A 19,672-nucleotide genomic window follows, 5' to 3' on the forward strand; every position below is an offset into this window, starting at 1 on the left:
TAAGCGAGACTGAGGGAGAGAAGATGAGGCGATATCATCGCCGGAAAAATTGAATCGGCCGTAGGCCGATGCCTTTTTCTGACGGCTGCCGCCGTGCTTCTCTCCCTCAGTCAGCTTCACTGCCAGCTCCCTCGTCAGAGGGAGCCACCTAACTGATCAGTGAATCTGGTCGAGATCTGGGTAGAGCGGGAAGTCTTCGACAAGCTTGTCTACGCGGGCCTTCAGCGTTTCCACATCAGCGGACGGACCAGCAGCGAGAGCGGTACCGATAATGTCAGCGACCTCTTCGTATTCCTTCGGTCCGAAACCACGGGTGGCCAGTGCGGAAGTACCGATGCGCAGGCCGGAAGCCACGGATGCCGGGCGCGGATCGAACGGCACAGTGTTGCGGTTGATGGTGATGCCGCACTGAGCGAGCAGATCCTCACCCTGCTTACCGTCCATTTCGGAGTTGCGCAGGTCGACCATCACCAGATGCACATCGGTGCCGCCGGTCAGCACGGAGATGCCGTTGGCCTTGACGTCATCCGCCATCAGACGGTCGGCCAGGATCTTGGCACCGTCGAGCGTGCGCTGCATGCGGTCCTTGAACGCCTGGGTGCCGGCCACCTTGAAGCTGACGGCCTTGCCAGCCACCACGTGCATGAGCGGACCGCCCTGCTGACCCGGGAACACGGAGGAGTTGAGCTTCTTGGCGTACTCTTCCTTGGCTAGGATGAAGCCGGAACGCGGGCCGCCGAGCGTCTTGTGCGCAGTGGAGGACACCACATCCGCGTACGGCACCGGGCTCGGGTGCAGACCTGCAGCCACCAAGCCAGCGAAGTGAGCCATATCAACCCAGAACTTTGCGCCAACCTCGTCAGCGATCTCCTTCATAGCCTTGAAGTCCTCGATACGCGGGTAGGCGGACCAACCGCCAATAATCATGGCCGGGTGCACTTCCAGTGCACGCTGGCGGATGATCTCCGGGTCGATGCGGAAGGTTTCCGGGTTCACGCCATAAGCTTCGGCATGGTAGAACTTGCCGGAGAAGTTGATCTTCATACCATGGGTCAGGTGGCCGCCGTGGTCGAGGGCCAAGCCGAGCACAGTGTCGCCCGGCTTGACCAGCGCCTGATACACAGCAGCGTTGGCCTGAGCGCCGGAGTGAGGCTGCACGTTGGCGTATTCAGCGCCGAACAGCTTCTTGGCGCGTTCGCGGGCGATGGTTTCAATCTGGTCAACGAACTCGCAACCGCCATAATAACGGCGGCCTGGGTAGCCTTCGGCATACTTGTTGGTGAGCACAGAGCCCTGGCACTGCAATACGGCGCGCGGTACGAAGTTCTCGGATGCAATCATCTCGAGACCGCCCTGCTGGCGGCGAAGTTCAGAATCAAGCAGCTCGGCGATCTCTGGATCGGCTGCGCTGATAGGCGCGTTGAAAGCGTCGGTTGCAGTTTGGGCAAGCGGTGAAGCGGTCATTTCACGTCCTTTGTCGGTCAATACAACACCGTGTAAGCGGTTGAGCCACAAGTCTAAGACCGCGAATGCTTCCACAATGTTTCCGTCTCAGACTTGCGAACTTCCGCCTATCTCGCTTCTCCGAACGAAAGCCCTCGTACTTCATGACCGAGCAGACGGGCCAAATCATGGTTCGAATCAACATCAAGCAATCCATCACGCACATTAGTGTCGAATGCCACAAGATATGCGATGAAATCCTCCGGGAAACCTGCTGCGGAAAGCATGCGGCCATACCGCTCCGGATCCACCTTTCTCACGGGAACGTCACGCCCCAATCGTCTCTCGATGACTGCAGCGAGGTCATCAGCCCCGTATGACTCATCGGCGGTCAACGTATATGTGGCACCGATATGTCCTTCACTCATCAGTACGTTCGCTGCGGCCTCGGCAAGATCGTTGCGGTTCACTGATGCAATACGGCCGTCTCCGGCACTGGTCACATATTCTCCCATTCGATCCGCACGTTGCATGTCCATGAGGAAATTCTCCGAATACCATCCATTGCGCAGAATCGTGAACGGCACGTCAGACTGCGCAAGCATCCGTTCTGTTGCCTCATGGTCCGCACTGACTACCAGACCGGGAATCGTGCTCGTATAAGTCAGCTGTCCGACACCGGCATGCTCGGCGAATCTGATTACATTGCGATGTGCCGCAACACGGTCACCAAAACCCGCTGAGACGAACAACACACGGTCTCCACGGGAAAACACCTCTTGCGGCGAGTCATCGCCATAGTCGATGGGCATGATGCGTACGCCTCGTTCGGACAGATCACGCAGCAATCCAATTCGTCTTCCACAGGCAACAATCTGCTCTGCCGGCACACCCCGCTCAAGTAGCGTTTCCACGACCAGACGACCCAAATGCCCCGTGGCTCCAGTAATGACATATGACATGATGGTTCCTTTCCATGATGGTGTTCTATTGTTGATGCAATGGCTGTCGCGCCCCGGCCAACGGCCGCAGGTGCGGTATTTCTCAAAGAGGTGTTGCTTATGTTCGATCCTTCGGTACGCGCTTTCATCCAAGTGGTGGAGTGCGGTTCGTTCAATGCCGCCTCAGAGAAATTGTTCATCTCCCCCACCTCAGTGATGAATCAAATCAACAAACTTGAAGCCCATGTGGGCACGAAGCTGCTCGAACGGGATCGCACTGGCACCGTGCCCACAGCGGCCGGCCGCTCGTATTACGAGAGCATGCGGAAATTGGTGGCCCAGGAACAGCTGGCTGTCGACAAGGCTCTGCGGCAGGCGAGCGACGATCAGGTGATCGTACGTGTCGGAAACTCCTATCTCAACCCCTGTGCTCCGGTGTTTGAGGCATGGGACCATCTTCGGCAACAGAACAACCACAATCACAGTGGCGGCGGCTCTGTTCGTTACCGGTTCTCCATCGTGTCGTTCGATGACGAATCATCCTTGGACTCCCTGTACAACCGGCTTGGCAAGGATATTGATCTGCTGCCAGGTATCATTGATGGTCATTTACTACATGAGGACGTACTATCGGTGCCCTTGTTCCGCAGCCGCATGTGCATTCTCGTGCCGGAGGGCCATCCGTTGACACGCAAGACCCGTTTCTCGTTGGATGACCTGCACGGACAGGATGTGCTGGCCGCTCCGGCTGGCGTGGTGACCGCTGTGGATGAGGTACGGCAGTGGATGTTCCAGCATCACCCTAAAATCCGTTTCCGGCTACCTGACACCGATACCTCAGGCCTCAACGCCTTTGGTTTCAGCGCCACATCCGGGATGCCGATACTGACTCATGAGTATTGGAGTCGAGCATATCCGGGATTCGTGAAGCTGCCCATAGATTGGAATTTCTTTCAACCATATGGACTGCTCTATTCCGCGTCCGCAGACCCGAGGATACATGATCTAGCACGCATGCTTGCGAAATCGGCCGATGCGTTTGTCTCATAAGCAGCAGATAACTGAACGAAGAGACGGATGGTGTGGTGTTCGACAAGGAGGAGCCGAACACCACACCATTCATCTAGGATGCGGTCGACTGGGCAGAGTTACCGCACCGTCTCCGCAACAGATACGGACTGTGCCGATTCTTTGCGGAAGCGCTTGATGGCCAGAACTTCGACGGCCACAATGATGAGACCAATCACCACGTCGGCAGCAATGAATGCCTTGACCCACCAGGCCATGCCTGTGTCAATCTTCATGGCGTTGGAGTTGGCAAGTGCATAGAGGTTCTCATGCGCGGCATTACGCAGGGCAATGACCGTACCTGCGGAGTCCTCATTGTCGAAGTAGGAGTCCTCAGCGTTCATGGACAGGATCTTCGTGGTTCCGGTGCGGATGCCGCGATCGGCGTCCATCACGAACTCGTTGGCCCACGCGTCGGTGACCGCCACGCCATGGAAGCCCCATTCGTCACGCAGCACGGTTTCCATGAGCGCCTCGCTGCTGCCGGCCCACTGGCCGCCGATGGCGTTGAGCGAGCTCATCACGCCCAGGCTCTTGCCTTCCTTGAAAGACTTCTCAAACGCCTTCAGGTAGATTTCGCGGATGGATTGCTCGTTCGCCCATGTGGTGACGCCGACGCGGTTGGTCTCCTGGTCGTTGAGTGCGAAATGCTTGAGGTAGACAATCACACCCTTGGACGTGGCGCCACCGACCTCAGCCGCTCCGAGGAATCCGGAGAGCGTGCCATCTTCCGAATAGTATTCGAAGTTACGGCCGGAGAATGCGGAGCGATGAATGTTCATAGCCGGGCCATACCAGCCGGTGATGGACATCTCGTCGGCTTCCTGACCGACCTGTTCGCCGCGCTGGCGGGCCAGATCCTTGTTCCAAGTGCTGGCAATCACGGTGGCGGAGGGGAAGCTCGTGCCGTTCATGCTGGAGTTGAAGTTGCTGGACAGGCCGGCCGGGCCGTCGGATTCGATGGTGTCAGGAGAGTTGATCGATTTTGCAGCCACAATATGGAAGCCGCCATCGCCAGACATCTGATCCATCTCCTGCACGGTCAGCTGGTCGAGCAGGTCATCCCACTTCGGGTCGTTATAGTCGAGACCTGTCATGTCTTGGATAGTCAAGCCATTGTCCGCGCCGGTCGTGGGCATGGCGGCGTTCTCATCGTCGTAGTCGGATGCGTTGAACGTGTTGCGGCACTGGTAGTCCTCAATCTGTTCCTCGGTCATCTCGTAGGAGGTGGGGGCAGCGGTCGCTGCAGCGTAGTTCGCGAAGTGATCAGCACGGCTCAGGTAGGTCACGTCTCCGTCCGCGAAGTCAAACTGGTTCGTGGCAGTCTGATTATCGGTGGAGCGCTTACCATCATGGGCATCGTCGTAAATCACGTCATCGTCCACGTGCAGGGTGCGGGAGTCGAGCACCGTATGCGAGTCCTCGTTGAGCGTGATTTCATAATCGCCTTGTTCGAGCACGTATGCCTTGTATCCCTTGTCGTCGTAGGAGGCAAGATCCTCATGCTTGAAGGAGATCGTCACTGTTTCGCTTTCGCCAGGTTTCAGCTCACCAGTCTTGGCGAAGTCGAGTAGGTTGGTGCTTGCCTTTTCGATGCCACCGTTGGTGTAAGGCGGGGTGAAGAAGAGCTCCACCACCTCTTTTCCGGCCACATCGCCAGTGTTGGTCACGTCAACGCTGACCTTTACAGTATCGCCCTCATCTTTGAAGCCGCTGATGCGCTTGTCGAACGTCGTGTACGACAGGCCGTAGCCGAACGGGTACTGCACGGTCTTGTCATAGTCGATCAGGCCTTCGGCGGCCGCGGTTTCGTAGAACTTGTATCCCACGTAGATGCCTTCGTTGTAGTTGACGAAGTAGATCGGCTGGTCGGCGTCCTTGGATGCCTCCTCGTAGTTCGTGTAGGCGAACGAACCGAAGTTGTTCCAGTTCGGAGACTTGCGCAAGTCGTACAGGTACGTATCGGCGAGACGGCCCGAGGGGTTGGCCTTGCCGGACAGCACGTCGCCCAGACCGTCGAAGCCGTAGGTGCCAGCACCACCGCACAGCACGGCGGCCTTGATGTTGCTGTACTGGTCGAGCCAATCGAGCTGCATGGCGTTGGTGGTGTTAACCACGACGATGACGTTGTCGAAGTCCTGATTGACGCGATTCATCATGTCTTCCTCGCGATGAGTCAATTGCAGGTAGTGCCGATTCGCGTCAAGATCGTCCTCGTTGCGAGACAAGGTGACGTTTTCCGTGCTCTTAGCCGGATCGAGGCTGGTCGGCAAATCGTTGCCTTCGCCGCCGGTACGGCTGATGACCACGAGTGCGGTGTCCGAGTATTCCTTCGCGTTTTCAAACACACCTTGCTCATCGTACTGGTCGATAGTGGGCTGATTCACAGTCCAGTCGACAGCGAACGTAGCACCCTGTCCGCCTTGTGTCGCGCCGGTGTCGTAGTTCTCATAGAAATCAGTGAGGGTTTGATTCGTCTTGTATCCGGCATGATGCAGACCGTCGAGCAGACTCACCTTGTCATCGGACGCAGCAAGACCACCCGAGCCGGTACCGGCATACAGCGGGTCAACGCTCGCGTAGCCGAACACATTGAGCTTGGTATCAGTGTCAAGCGGCAGCGCATTATCCTCATTCCTGAGTAGCACAATGCCCTCATCCACAATATCGCGACTCAAATCCTTCGACGCCTGTTTGGTAGCAACGCTTACACCGGATGACCCGGTAAGTACCTTCTGCATCAGCGAGTATTCAATGTTGAGACAGATTACGTTCGCCGCTACAACAATGGCCGCAATCACGGCTACAACCGCCTCTGTACGCACCAAGGCTTTGACATGGCGCTGACGGCGGAACACGGCAATACTGCCTGCGATTGCCATCACCATGACCGCGCCGACAACAATCAGCGGTACTTTGCAGGCATCGATGGTAGCGTACACATCATCGATGTTGACCGAAATGTTTCCGTTGAACAGCCAGTTGTAAATCGCACGGTACGCCAGATATGCCGCAATCGCCAAGACAATGACGATCGTCGTCCAGATGGCCGGTTTCAGCCAACGGCGTTGCCGATTATTACCCATAATGCTTCTCTTTCCCATGTTCATCCATGTGTGAGATCGTGTTCTTCATTGACTCATCGACGCCATGGACCCCGCAGTTGCGGCTCATGTGCGGCGACAGCTACAGGCTAGGAAAAAAGAGACGGTCATAAGGCCCGATTACATCGCATGTCCGTTCACACCGGTATCAAGAAAAACTTCATACTCCTCAGCCCATCAGTACGAATGGCCACCACCCGAATGTGGCGGAGAACGTTGGCCGCCAACCAGCATGCGGGAGACTAAGGGTTCCTGACCGAGGCGCACGATAGACTAGAGAGGATTTTTAAACCGTTCTGGCTTCAAGATTGAAGGATTATCGTGGCTACCACCTTCCATTCCACTCGCAGCACCACCGATTCTCTGACTGCAAAGCAGGCGATTCGCAAGGGCATCGCCGATGACGGCGGCCTGTTCGTTTCGGATGACTTGGGCAAGACCAAGGTGGATATCGCCGACCTGGCCGGTAAGACCTATCAGCAGATCGCTGCCGATGTGCTCGGCGCGCTACTGCCAGACTTTACTGCCGAAGAGTTGAATCAGTGCATCGCGGACGCCTACGGTTCACAGTGGTCCGATGAGCGCATCACGCCGTTGAAGCCTCTGGGCGATGACTACATTCTCGAACTGTTCAACGGCCCCACCTCTGCGTTCAAGGATGTGGCTCTGCAGATTCTGCCTCGTTTCATGGCTCACACTACTCCGGCCGGCGGTGACGCGGACGAGAAGATCATGATTCTGACCGCCACCTCCGGCGACACCGGTAAGGCTGCGCTGGCTGGTTTTGCTGATGCTCCGGGCACCGCTATCACCGTCTTCTACCCGGAAGGCAAGGTGAGCCAGGTTCAGGAACTGCAGATGACTACGCAGGCCGGCTCGAATGTAAACGTGGCCGCAGTGGAAGGCAACTTCGATGACGCCCAGTCCGCAGTCAAGCGCATTTTCGGCGATAAGGTTCTCGCCGAACGCCTTGCCAAGGATTCCCACGTGGTACTTTCCTCCGCCAACTCCATCAATGTGGGCCGTTTGGTGCCGCAGGTGGTGTACTACTTCTCCGCATACGCCCAGCTGCTCGCCGACCAGGTCATCAACGTGGGCGACGAGGTGGAGTTCGTGGTGCCGACCGGCAACTTCGGTGATATTTTGGCTGGCTACTATGCCAAGCTGCTGGGCCTGCCGGTGAAGCACTTGGTGGTGGCCTCCGACAAGAACAATGTGCTATTCGACTTCCTAACCACTGGCACGTACAACCGTCAGCGCCCGTTCTACCAGACCATCTCCCCCTCGATGGATATTCTCATTTCCTCGAACTTGGAACGCATGCTGTACTACTTGTCCGAAGGCGATACTCGTCTGATTGCCATGCTGATGAACGATCTTAAGAATTGGGGCACCTACGAGATTCCTGAGCCGCTGTTGGCGAAGATTCGTCAGCTGTTCGGCTGCGGTTGGGCCGATGAGGATCAGGTGCGTGAGATGATTGCCGATTGCTGGAAGAAGAATCATTACGTGATCGATCCGCACACCGCATGCGCCTACTTCGTGGCACAGCAGATGCCGCATGATCCGCTGACCCCGCGCATTATTCTGGCCACCGCAAGCCCATACAAGTTCCCGCGCGTGGTAAACGAGTCTCTGGGCTTCGACGCCACCGGCACCGATTTCGAATGCATGGACGTGCTCTCTCGCGAAACCGGTACCACTGCCCCAGCCGCGCTGCGCGGACTGGAAACCGCCGAGGTGCGTTTCACCAAGGTCGTACCAATCGACGGCATGGAGCGTTTCGTAGCCAACGCTGCCGAAGCACTGTGATCGTCTAGACGACAAGAAACACCAGGGGCTCCCTCTGACGAGGGAGCTGGCTCGCGTAAGCGAGACTGAGGGAGAGAAGACGAGGCGATATCATCGCCGGGAAAATTGAATCGGCCGCAGGCCGATGCCTTTTTCTAACGGCTATCGCCGTGCTTCTCTCCCTCAGTCAGCTTCGCTGACAGCTCCCTCCTCAGAGGGAGCCATTTCTGCTTATAAGTCTTTGGCGTTCCAGCTGCACAAGGAGATGCGGTGGGACGAGATAATTCCTCGCGTGAAGAAACGCCACGTGAAGGTTCATTACACGAGGAATATGGGCAAGATGGCGACGAGGATGAGCGCGGCCGCGGCGAGCCACACCGATGGGCGGGCACAGTTGACCGTCCATCCGACGCCGAACCGTTTGGGAACGATCACGGCCGGATCGTCGCGGTTCACATAGAACGCACCGGCGATCCAATGGCGGTCGTCATCCGAGGGCATCACGTCATCGTCCGTTCCGGCCGTCCCTCCGCCGCATGTCGCACCGGCATAGGTCCGTGAACCGTTCTGCCCGTAGTACACGCTGATCACCAGGGCGCTCGTCAGCGCAACGACGGCGAGGAGCATCGCGATCGTGGCGAACACATCGATGGTGATCGCACCGATGGTAGCGAGCTGCACGCCCAGACCCACCCAGCCGGCCACCAGTAGTCCAATCACGAGCGTGTAGACGCTCAGAACCCTGGCGAACGCGCCGTATGCGAACCCGGTCGTGGCGGGATGGTCGGGGTCAATCGGCTTCTTGGAGTACACGATCATCGCGTGGGCGGCAGCCAGCACCGCGGCCACAATCGCCTGCCCCGGCACCGCCATGAGGATCAGCCACGGGCTTTTGTCGGCCCATCCGTCGACCTGCCCGGCCATGGTCTCATGGATCGCCACGCGTTCGGGCATCTGCGCGTATCCGAGCACGCCGACCGCCACGGTAACGGCGAGCGCCGCGATGTGCAGCCATTCCCAGTTGAGACTGACTGGTTCGGGATTGTCAGGTTCACCGATAACCGTGACGCGGCGGTCCGTATCGGCATGCCATCCCCGGCGTTCCTTGATGGCAACCGTTGCGCGGCGGCAGACCTGCTGGACCGCGAATCCGATCAACGTGAGTGCAACGGACACAATCGAGATAGTCCACAGCGCAGGTTCGATGCCGAACCAGTGCCATGCAGCCAGAGAAACGAGCTCCACGATGATGCCGGACGCCGCCATGGTCCATGAGAAAGAGAGCCTGAGCCGGCGAATGTCCGGATCGGCATGGGCCGAGGACGGCACGGTGACGCCGAACGCCTCGCGTCGGTCGGTGATCCACGGAACCGCCGTCAGACTGACAGTTATCAGTATCGGCAGCAAAAACGTTACGCCCAACGTGATGTTCATCGCCGCGTTCGTATCCATGATCACTCTCCTGTCTGACCGATGGTCTGCCTGCCGGTCGTTACGGTCGATACATCGTCGACATCGTTCGATGTCGTGTAAACGCATTCGGCCTGTCGTCGTGCGGCATAGAGAAAGGCGGCCATATCGCCTCCGCGGGCCTTGTGGGCGAGCACCAGCCTATGCAGTTCGTCGTTCATGCGGACGTCCTGTTCGTCTGCCGCACGATCGGCCGTCGCGTTGCCGCCGCTGTCGCTTCGATCAGCGACCATCGCGCCGGATCCGCGTCGCATGACGATGTATCCCTCATCGCGCAGCAGAGCATACGCCTTGTTGACAGTGTGCAAGTTGATGCCAAGATCGACGGCGAGCGCGCGTACAGACGGCAGTTGATCTCCGGGCGCGAGTTCGTCATTCGCGATGCCGGCGATGATCCGCCGGTGCAACTGCTCGTAAATCGGCACATCGCTGCGTTGGTCGATGTCGATGATCATCGTCCGTCTCCCCGCCTCAGACCATTCGTTCTATTTGTTCTATATCAACTATAACACTTATGCGATAAAACGAAGCCTCAACGTCATCACAACAAGCGCATCATCTATGATGGTGCGCCTTTTCGGATACTTACGCGGCTTTCAGCCGATACGCCTGCTTTGGACTCCGTGCGGGTTGTGTACGTTCGATAATTCCTTTATCGAGCAGTTTGCGGAGTTGATAGGTAACTGTTGATCGTGGCGCGCCAGTAGCCGCCACCAATTCAGGTGTCTGTGCCACACCGCGTTCTGCAAGCAGTTGAATCAATATCGCTTCAAGATTTGATTCATTGTGGGATGTTGCGGTATTCGGCCGAATATCAAGTATGCGTGCATACGCGTCGCTCAATCCCGGGACGCCTTGCGCGTATTTGTTGTACATATCCTGATTTGATAATTCGACGCCCGCGATGGTGTTTTTCGGGAAAGGCACGATTTTTGGATGGGAAATCGCTGCCTGCTGTCCATTGGACAATCCTTGTCTAGCACTGTAATCGATGTCAGGGCGATCCGACCAACCAGCATATCGAGGATCTCTGCGGCTGTCCGGCAGACGGGAAGTATCCGACGACCGGAAAGTGACGGAGAACGTATTTAACGTGCTGTAAATCTCCGGTTCGCCGTTGCCATTGTCTTGAAGCAGGCGATTGATCAGGCTATAGCCAGTACCTCGATTTTCGGCTACCGTGGCGTTGCGGAACGGAGTGCATTCAAGCAGTTTCGCCAATGTCTGATTTCGTGTAGATGTGGCGCCAGGGCTGCTCAGAGAATGCAATGTCACATCACCATACAATCCTCCAGGATTAAGCACCTCCAAACGATCCTTATACATGTTGATTTGAATCTGCCCGCCTCGCGCCAACGGAGAATAATCTCGATGCATAATGGCGTTGACTACAGCCTCTCGCACTGCATCTTCCGGATATTCATAGGTGTCCTTGCGGAAGGGGCCGTCGAGTACGCCGCCGATACGCATGTTCCTTCGTACGGCGTTCAAGGCTCCGTCCAAAATCTCCGGAATGGGTCCATCGAAAGAGCAATTGTCCAGGAACTTCACACCTCCGGCGAACACTTTGTCATACCCGGGGTAGCAAGTGAACGTGATGTTAACTCTGGGCAGGAATTGCTGGGGATAGTTGCCAGCAACCAACAGGCCCGCCAAGGTCGGACGCAGTATTCCATCGCCGTCCATCCGTGCTATTCCCAAGGATTGTATGGCATCGTCATCGGAAAGATTGCCGAAAATGCGAGGACTCTGTCTACGGCGTATAGCAAGTATTCCCTGCACGATATCAGGAAGGAGATCGTGCATAGTGGCGTCCTCAACAAGCTCCCTGTCATGCGTGGGCTGAGCCCGATTCTCCAACAATCGATCTATTTCATAATGACTGAGTTTGCGATCGCCATCCCATACACGGATAAATGAACCGCTGTATCTTCCTCGAGTCCGGACATAACAGGGCTTATCCAGTGGATCGACCTCGTCGATGGTCGCGACAACAATATTCGAATCCCGGTATGTCGCTATGTCAATAAGCGGTTGCAGAGGAGGTGTGATTTTATCGCGACACATCTGCGCTAACGCCTCTGCCATAGCTTGCGCATTGAATCCTTGCGCTGGAGTAAATCCGTCATGTTCCGAAAGCCCGAGGATAATCGTTCCTCCAGTACCATTGGCGAACGCCGAAATGGTTTCAGCAAGGGACACGGGAAGCCCGCCAACGGATTCCTTGATTTCGATGGTCTGTGTATCCGAATGCGCCGAGCGTAATGGTTCCAGCAGAGCGTCAATTTCCTCTTCCGTCCACATAAGACCTCCCCGCCGAGCAACTGGAACATAACATCATTACTATCATATCAAACATATTAACTATGTTTGATATGTTGCAAGTCTCGGCTCCCTCTGACGAGGGAGCTGGCAGCGAAGCTGACTGAGGGAGAGAAGCACGGCGATAGCCGTCAGAAAAAAGGGCATCGGCCTGCGGCCGATTCAATTTTCCCGGCGATGACATCGCCTCGTCTTCTCTCCCTCAGTCTCGCTTGCGCGAGCCAGCTCCCTCGTCAGAGGGAGCCACTTTGATGCTAGAGGTCTTTGGTGCTCCAGATGCGCAAGGAGATGCGGTGGGAGGCGATGAGGGCGAGCAATGTTGCGGCCGCGATTACAGCCCAACCGACCGGCGATATGGCAACGGAGAGGGACAGCAGTTGCGAGCGCACGCCGTTGGGCAGGAGCAACAGGATGACTTGCACGGCGAAGAACAGGGTGATTGCTCCGGTGAATAATTTTGTGTAGGCCTTGGTGAAATCGTCGCAAGAGTAGAACACCGGAATCACTATGGAGGCCAGTACCAGGAATGCAGCCATGGAAAGCGGCACCACTATAGCGAGCGCGCTGAGGCCAATACCGAACCATATTCTGGACAGCGCGATTTCTATGCCGAGTTCCGCAAAGCAGATGACGAACAGCACGCCTGCGGAAAGATAACGCGCATTGACCTGTGTACGGCGGACCACCGGCAGCACGCCGATCATTCGGCTTGAGGCAAGATGGCTGCCATTGCCGAACATGAACATCACGGCAATCGATGCAACCCAGTACATGACAGTCAGATATGCCATAACCGTGATTGGCAAGGCTGAATCATCCGGCCCCGCCGACCAAGTGAACAGAGTGAACACCAATGGAGCGAGAAATCCGATAACGTTCACCACTGCGGAATTACCGGTAATGGCCATGAAATCCATACGCAGGGCAATGCGTTCAGCACGCCAATGCATGCTCCTGCCTGATACGAATGCCATCAGAACTCCTTCGCACAATATATGCGCAGCGACACAGTGAACGACACCGCCACAGCAGCAACCATCAGAACCATGCCGACCAGAGACAGCCAAATCACAGACATCCCCGACAAAGGCTCGGCAAACGACGCAGCCCAAGCCAGCAGACCGTCAATCACAGCAGGCGCGAGATTTGCCACCAGTGCAAATACAGCCACGATTACCACACCGAAACCCACGCAGATGAGCATCATCAGCAGTAACGCCTTCTGGAATGAGAACCGGTAGCACAACGGAAGCATCACCGATTCGAGCAGTGCATACGCCACAACCGCAGCCAGCACGGACACCGCCAACTCAGGAAGCAGGAGAGCTCCGGAGCCGAGCCACATACTGACACCGGCGCAGAGCACGACCTCCAAAGCCAACGTCAACATGCATGCCGCCACCACAAGGTAACGGCCAATCACCTGATGGATACGCCGCACCGGAATGACCCCATTCATCCAACTGTTCTGCCCCTGCTGTTCAAAGGTGAACGTATTCAGCGGCAGCAGGGCTAGCATCGCGGAGACACCGCCGACTGCACCTCCAACGGCAGCTCCAGACACATAATCGGCACCGCCTGAAACGCCTCCCAGCACCATCACCACCACAGGAAAGCCTATGAGCAGAGCCACTAACGAGACCACGCCCTGCGAAGTGATCCGCTGCAAATCCAGTCCAAATGCACGTATTATCCCGGTCATCATGCCACCTCCATGGTGTGTGCGGCATCATCCGCATTGGTCAGTCGGATGATGTCGTCAATGGAAGCCGGTTCGGCAGTGAGCGCAGCCGCCCCGCGTGATCCTTCTTCAGGCTTAAGCCCTGCGATCTTGCCCAGATCCTCGGTTCGCACGAGCACATCGAAACCGGTCTCGTAACGGTGAATGCCGACCGCAACCCCCTTGACATCGGGAGCCAGATCGTCTGGCCCGCCTTTGACCAGGCGGAATGATTCCTCGAATTCGTCTTCCGGGCCGGTGAAGTAAAGCTCGCCGCGCGTGATATAGGTGATGAAGTCAGCAGCTCGCTCCAGATCGGCAGTGATGTGGGTGGAGAAGAGCACGCTACGCTCACCGTCTGCGATGTAGTTCTGGAGGATGTCCATCAGCTCATCGCGAGCGAGCACGTCGAGACCGCTGGTGGGCTCATCAAGCACCAGCAATTTGGCGTCATGACTCAAAGCCACGGCGAGCATAAGTTTCATCTGCATGCCGCGGGAGAGCTCTTTCACTCGCTTTTTGCGGTCCAGCCCAAAGCGTTTCAGATAGCCATCGAATGTGGCATGGTTCCAGGCGAGGTACATCGGTGCCATCGCCTGCTCGACTTTGTTAACCGTCCATGTTTCGACGAAGTAGCTGGAATCGAAGACGATGCCGAGGTTTTCTTTGACGGTTTCCTCGTCGGCGATGTTGTCGAGTCCGAATACGTGAATCTCACCAGCGTCGCGATGAATCATGTTGAGGACGAGCTTGATTAGCGTGGATTTGCCAGCGCCATTCGGACCGATAAGACCCATGATGTAACCGGCCGGCAGGTCGAAGGTAATGTCGCGCAATGTAAAGCTGGAATTGTAGTGCTTGGTTACGCCGGTGACGGAGAGCGCCATCGGCGATTGATCTATTGCAGAGGTCATATTCATGCCTTGCCCTTTCATTAGATGGCCAAGATAAATGCTCCCGCCATCCGTATGACTACCCCTCAGTCGTGCTTCGCACGCCAGCTCCCCTGACAAGGGGAGCCAGAGAGGAGTTCTGGTATTCCTCATCGAGCATTGTCGCCAAATCATTGAGCGGAATGTCAGCCGCTTTGGCAGCTCGAACGGCCTCGGCAAGGCTCGCGCGGGCTTGGGTCTCGAGCTGATTGCGCATCAGTTCGTTGCCTTTGTCCATCACGAACGTGCCTTTGCCTTGGATGTTCTGCACAATGCCCTCATCGGCCAGTTCGTTATACGCTCTGGTGACGGTGAGTACGGAAATGCGCAGTTCTTTGGCAAGCTTTCGCAGGGATGGCAAAGCCCCCCCCGCTTGAAGTTCACCGTTCAGCACACTGGCTCGGATTTGGTTCTTGATTTGCCCATAGATAGGTTCGCCGGACACGGATGAGATGATCAGCTTCACCTATGCCCCTTTCGTAAGTTGATTACTACCACAGCTGTTTAGCTGTTATATAACACAGTATAACTGTTATTCGAAACTGTCAAGGTGTGTTACATAACAGTACAACAGCGCCAATGAGCACACTTCAGAAAACAGTTCAGAAACGCACATGAATATTGGGAGAACAATGCTTCATAAGACATATTTGTCCACGAGTCGAAACATTTGCTCTGCCTACAATTAAGTGCGGAAAGGGGCTTGATATGCCAAACAACGCTGTTACCTTGCGCGCTACAGAGCCAAACGATTATCCATACCTTGAAGCCTGGTGGAATGACGTATCCGTTGCGGATGGATGCCGAGCCACACTCGACACTCTCCCCCGCGAACGGGTGGACGCTCAGTTCCACGGCTGGAGCGATGTCAATGACGATCATCGCTTCGGCCGCACAGTGCTTGACCCGGGCGGCATGCCTATCGGGCACATTGCCGCATGGGATTGCAAGGATCCGGACAGAGACGCCACGATGGGCATTCTCATCGGTCCATACTTCCAAGGGCTCGGCTACGGCAATCAGGCCATGAAGCTCGGCATTCAGATTGCTGCCGATCAGCTCAAGGCCAAAACCATTACCGTCAAGGTGTGGTCATTCAACCTTCGCGCACGGCATATGTATGAGTCGCTTGGTTTTAAGGAAATCGCGCGCAATGCCGAGGTCGTGGAGCGCGATGGCCACGTCTACGACGAAGTCATATATCGCGCGCCGACCGAAACGCTGCTGGAGCGCATCGCTTCAGAAAAAGTGGAACGCCAGGAGGGCGAGGAACTGGAGCGTCAGCGCTTCAAGTCAAATCGTAGCGCAGATTTGCAGTCGATTTTCTGAGCTGAACCCGCTAGTACAGGCGCGGCGCATTGTGGAAGTCGTGGAGTGTACCGTCCGCGATGCGCTTGATTTCCGGCCAGTCGGCGGCTGAAGAATCGTCATACATAGCCCAGGCCTGCATACCCACCGACTTGGCGGAACGAATGCCGACGAGCAGGTCTTCGAATACTGTGCAGTCACTCGGCGCAACACCGAGTCGCTCGGCTACGAGCAGGTATATATCCGGCTTATCCTTGCCGGCACCGACATCGTTCACTGTCACCACCGTGTCAAACATCTCAGTCAAGCCCAAATGCTCGAAGGCCGCCTCACGCAGACGCGGCAGCAACGTGGTCGCCACACCGAGCTTGACGCCGGCAGCTTGAAGCTCGTGCAGGTATTCGACCGCGCCGGCTTTGGGCTGAACCGTGGTGGCATAGGCATCGCGCGCCATTTCATCCCATTCAGCCATCACCGCTTCAGGAGTGTCATGAAGGCCGAATCGCGCGATGGTGTATTCGGCGATTTCATGGAACTGCATCGAAGCGACCGTGGTCATATAATCATCCGGCACCACCAAGCCTCGGCGTGCGAAGAAATCACGATCAATCTGATCCCAGACCCCCATGGAGTCAAGCAGCGTGCCGTCGAGATCGAAAATGGCGGCTTTACCGTGTTGAGACATGGTCACTCCCCTTGTTCACAATATGCACGACTACGACTACCCCTCAGTCAGCTACGCTGACAGCTCCCCTGACAAGGGGAGCTGAGAAGAAGACAGCAGTTCGCGCGCATGGTCGAGCGAGGCTTCGGATTCCGAACCGGAAAGCATGCGCGCAATCTCATGCACTCGGGCATTATCGCGCACTTCGCTTACCGTAGTCACCACACCTACGGCATCGTCATCGGCATCCGGCGGAATCTTGGTCACTACAAACTGACTATCAGCCCAAGAAGCAACCTGCGCCAAATGCGTAACCACAATCACCTGAGAGGTACGAGCGAGCCGAGCCAAACGCTTGCCCAACTCAACCGCAGCCTTGCCGCCTACGCCGGCGTCGACCTCATCGAAAATAAACGTCATATCCGTATCAGATACCGCACCAGCATGCATATCCGCTGCCGAAAGCTCCAATGCCAACATCAATCGGCTTAATTCACCGCCAGACGCACTCTTACCCATAGGCAGTTGCGGCGAACCCTCATACGGGGTGAACAGGAAGGCAATGTCATCACCGCCATTGGCATCCAACGAGCCATCGGCATCATCAGAGCGGCGCGTGACACGAATCTCCAATGATGCGCCAGCCATGGCCAAGGATTCCAATTCTGCGGTGACACGATTTGCCAGCTGTTTCGCCGCCTCGGCTCGAACATGACTTAACGAATCAGCAGCAGCAACGGCCTTGCGATACAAGTCCGCACGCTCTGATTCCAACTCAGCAAGCTTCTCCGGAGAAGCGTCAAGATCCTCAATCTCAAACGCAGCCTTGTCACGCCACTGAATGACATCAGCCAAAGTCGGACCCCACCGGCGAGTCAACTCCCCCAGCTCATGAATACGCGAGTTCAAGGTATCCAAATCAGCGTCACCGAAATCCTCATCCAGATGGCCGGACAAGGTAAACACCACGTCCTGCAGTTCTGCGTTCAACGACTCAAGCCGGTCAGCAAGCTCATTGAAATCACCGGAAGCATGAATACCTCGTAACGCTTGCGCAGCCTGAAGCAGCAGATCGGAAGCACCCGCGCTCTCCGATGAAGCATCAAACTCCAACTGTGAGGAATCCAACGCAGCCAGCGCGCGAGAAACACCTTCGGCAATATCCGCCGCATTTTCGATGCGGTCGCGCTTCGCCTTCAGCTCCTCATCTTCTCCGGCATGCGGATCGATTTCATTGATATGTTCCACCGATTCACGCAGATAATCAGCGCGTTGACGAGCCGAGGATTCCTGCGAGCGCAAACGGGACAGCCGCTCATCCATGTCCGCGAGCGCACGCCAAGCGTTATGGTAAGCCTCTAATTGCGCGTCATCTCCCGATGCCCTATCCAGGAATTCTCGCTGCCGTGCCGCAGAGGCGATCTTCAGCTGTTCGGTTTGGCCGTGAATGGTAACCAGTTCGCCAGCGACACTTGCCAATACGGATTTGGGTACGCTTTTGCCACCAAGCACCGCACGTGACCGGCCTGCTGCTTTTACGGTACGGGACAGAAACAGTTCACCGTCTTCCGCGTCAACACCAGCTTCATGTGCAACATCGGCAGCGGCAGCATCATCATTGACTGCAAAAATGCCTTGCGCCCATGCCTCATCCGCTCCCGTGGTCACACGGCCGGCATCGGCAGGGCCACCGGAAATCAGATTCAATGCAGAAAGCAACATGGACTTGCCTGCACCGGTTTCACCAGTGATAGCAGTCATGCCTTGTGCCGGTGTAATCGTGGCCTCATGAATAGGGCCTAGATTGCGAATGTCGAGTTCTTCCAGCATTAGGCAGTCTTTTCTCCAGTCGTATCGGTTGTGCCGAATTCGTGTACCGTAGATTGCGTCGATTGCCCCGTAGCTTCGGCCCTGGCATGTTCACGCCAGCCGACCACCGGCAGATCGAATTTGGACACCAGTCGATTCGTGAACGGTACGCCGGACAGTCTTGCCAAGCGCAACGTGTCACGCGATTCACGCACCATCACGCGCGTGCCCTGCGGCAAAGCCCGCTGCCTGCGGCCATCGCAGCAAATCCAGCCTTCAGACATGGATTCGTTAAGAATATCGATAGTAAATGTAGAGCCTGAGCCAATAATCAGTGGACGTGCGAACAGTGCGTGAGCAGCTAATGGAATCAACTGCAGAGCCTTGACGTTCGGCCAAATCACCGGACCGCCAGCGGAGAAAGCATACGCGGTGGAACCGGTCGGCGTGGAGACAATCACACCGTCTGCACCAAAGGAGTTCATTTCCACATCGTCCACTCGAATGGACAGCTCGACCATTTTGCCACGATCAGCACGCTCCAACGTGATGTCGTTCAGCGCCCAGTCTTCAATCGGCTCACTGGCGCCGGGCAGCCACACATCTACATGGGCGATCATGCGCTCATCGATGGAATAATCGTGTTCAGCTACCCTGCGTATCGCTTCATCGATTTGGAAGCTTTCGAATTCGGCCAGGAATCCCACATGTCCCATATTCACGCCGAGAATCGGCACCTGGGTGCAATGCACGAGTTCCGCAGCGCGAAGAATCGTGCCGTCGCCGCCCAGCACCACGACGATTTCCGTATCATCAGGCACACATGCCGGCTGCACACCGAAATCAGGAGCTTCAGTGTTATCGATGATGGTGACGTTAAAGCCTGCGACCCGCAGCTGGCTCACGGCCTCGGATACCACGGTTCCGGACTGCCTGAGCCTCGTATGCGTCACTACCACCGCATTGCGCTTGGCCATGGGCTTCCTCCTCTTGATTGTCGCAGTGATTGTCGCAGCAGTCGACTGCACCTAGTGACCATCCTAACCGTCGAACCTGCCATTGAAAGGCAATGTTCTCGCACAAATTCCACGGAGTCGATT

General features: G+C 56.4%; 16 protein-coding genes. 3 read left to right on the forward strand and 13 right to left on the reverse strand.

Annotated features, from left to right (window positions below; all coding sequences use genetic code 11):
• Positions 1 to 156: 156 nt before the first annotated feature.
• Together glyA and AC1AY0_RS01200 are read right to left on the reverse strand one after the other, a co-directional pair.
• Positions 157 to 1,464, reverse strand: a complete 1,308-nt coding sequence (gene glyA, locus AC1AY0_RS01195; RefSeq protein ID WP_476523478.1) for a serine hydroxymethyltransferase — start codon at positions 1,462 to 1,464, stop codon at positions 157 to 159.
• A gap of 107 nt (positions 1,465 to 1,571) precedes the next feature.
• Entirely contained in the window at positions 1,572 to 2,405 is an 834-nt protein-coding gene (locus tag AC1AY0_RS01200; RefSeq protein WP_476523476.1) for an NAD(P)H-binding protein, read from the reverse strand.
• A 39-nt stretch (positions 2,406 to 2,444) separates the two neighbouring features.
• On the opposite strand from AC1AY0_RS01200, the gene AC1AY0_RS01205 reads away from it, so the two are divergent.
• A complete protein-coding gene (locus AC1AY0_RS01205) occupies positions 2,445 to 3,434 on the forward strand; it encodes a LysR family transcriptional regulator (RefSeq protein ID WP_476525584.1) in 990 nt (329 codons plus the stop codon).
• 98 nt (positions 3,435 to 3,532) lie between these two features.
• Here the strand turns inward: AC1AY0_RS01205 and AC1AY0_RS01210 are convergent, their stop codons facing one another.
• Positions 3,533 to 6,556, reverse strand: coding sequence for a glycoside hydrolase family 3 protein (locus AC1AY0_RS01210; RefSeq protein WP_476523473.1), 3,024 nt, complete (start codon positions 6,554 to 6,556; stop codon positions 3,533 to 3,535).
• A gap of 321 nt (positions 6,557 to 6,877) precedes the next feature.
• Between AC1AY0_RS01210 and thrC the strand changes: the two genes are divergently transcribed.
• Positions 6,878 to 8,368 carry a threonine synthase gene (thrC, locus tag AC1AY0_RS01215; protein ID WP_476523471.1) on the forward strand — a complete coding sequence of 497 codons (1,491 nt, stop codon included), beginning with the start codon at positions 6,878 to 6,880 and terminating at the stop codon, positions 8,366 to 8,368.
• A gap of 297 nt (positions 8,369 to 8,665) precedes the next feature.
• Here the strand turns inward: thrC and AC1AY0_RS01220 are convergent, their stop codons facing one another.
• The 7 genes from AC1AY0_RS01220 to AC1AY0_RS01250 all read right to left on the reverse strand — a co-directional run bounded on the left by AC1AY0_RS01220 (position 8,666) and on the right by AC1AY0_RS01250 (position 15,257).
• Positions 8,666 to 9,799: a DUF1648 domain-containing protein gene (locus tag AC1AY0_RS01220; protein ID WP_476523469.1), complete on the reverse strand. Its 1,134-nt coding sequence runs from the start codon at positions 9,797 to 9,799 to the stop codon at positions 8,666 to 8,668.
• 2 nt (positions 9,800 to 9,801) lie between these two features.
• Entirely contained in the window at positions 9,802 to 10,272 is a 471-nt protein-coding gene (locus tag AC1AY0_RS01225) for a GntR family transcriptional regulator (protein WP_476523468.1), read from the reverse strand.
• Between the two features lie 130 nt (positions 10,273 to 10,402).
• Positions 10,403 to 12,121 (reverse strand): ATP-binding protein, encoded by a 1,719-nt coding sequence (locus AC1AY0_RS01230; RefSeq protein WP_476523467.1) that lies wholly within the window; start codon positions 12,119 to 12,121, stop codon positions 10,403 to 10,405.
• 272 nt (positions 12,122 to 12,393) lie between these two features.
• Entirely contained in the window at positions 12,394 to 13,113 is a 720-nt protein-coding gene (locus tag AC1AY0_RS01235; RefSeq protein ID WP_476523466.1) for a hypothetical protein, read from the reverse strand.
• On the reverse strand, positions 13,113 to 13,844 hold the full coding sequence (locus AC1AY0_RS01240; protein ID WP_476523465.1) for an ABC-2 transporter permease: 732 nt from the start codon (positions 13,842 to 13,844) through the stop codon (positions 13,113 to 13,115). Before AC1AY0_RS01240 ends, AC1AY0_RS01235 begins: the two co-directional genes overlap by 1 nt.
• Positions 13,841 to 14,773, reverse strand: a complete 933-nt coding sequence (locus AC1AY0_RS01245; protein ID WP_476523463.1) for an ABC transporter ATP-binding protein — start codon at positions 14,771 to 14,773, stop codon at positions 13,841 to 13,843. The genes AC1AY0_RS01240 and AC1AY0_RS01245 overlap by 4 nt, the downstream gene beginning before the upstream one ends.
• A 58-nt stretch (positions 14,774 to 14,831) precedes the next feature.
• Positions 14,832 to 15,257 carry a GntR family transcriptional regulator gene (locus tag AC1AY0_RS01250; protein ID WP_476525586.1) on the reverse strand — a complete coding sequence of 142 codons (426 nt, stop codon included), beginning with the start codon at positions 15,255 to 15,257 and terminating at the stop codon, positions 14,832 to 14,834.
• A 242-nt stretch (positions 15,258 to 15,499) separates the two neighbouring features.
• Here AC1AY0_RS01250 and AC1AY0_RS01255 point away from each other — a divergent pair, with 242 nt between their 5' ends.
• Positions 15,500 to 16,120, forward strand: coding sequence for a GNAT family N-acetyltransferase (locus AC1AY0_RS01255; protein ID WP_476523461.1), 621 nt, complete (start codon positions 15,500 to 15,502; stop codon positions 16,118 to 16,120).
• A gap of 10 nt (positions 16,121 to 16,130) precedes the next feature.
• Here AC1AY0_RS01255 and AC1AY0_RS01260 read toward each other — a convergent pair whose 3' ends face one another.
• Genes AC1AY0_RS01260 through AC1AY0_RS01270 form a run of 3 tightly spaced genes read right to left on the reverse strand, consistent with a single transcriptional unit; the run spans position 16,131 to position 19,549 of the window.
• Complete coding sequence (locus AC1AY0_RS01260) at positions 16,131 to 16,784, reverse strand: HAD family hydrolase (RefSeq protein ID WP_476523460.1); 654 nt, start codon at positions 16,782 to 16,784, stop codon at positions 16,131 to 16,133.
• A 51-nt stretch (positions 16,785 to 16,835) separates the two neighbouring features.
• Positions 16,836 to 18,593, reverse strand: a complete 1,758-nt coding sequence (recN, locus tag AC1AY0_RS01265; protein ID WP_476523459.1) for a DNA repair protein RecN — start codon at positions 18,591 to 18,593, stop codon at positions 16,836 to 16,838.
• On the reverse strand, positions 18,593 to 19,549 hold the full coding sequence (locus tag AC1AY0_RS01270) for an NAD kinase (protein WP_476523457.1): 957 nt from the start codon (positions 19,547 to 19,549) through the stop codon (positions 18,593 to 18,595). Before AC1AY0_RS01270 ends, recN begins: the two co-directional genes overlap by 1 nt.
• Positions 19,550 to 19,672 lie beyond the last annotated feature (123 nt).

Source organism: Bifidobacterium sp. LH_416, assembly GCF_056357055.1.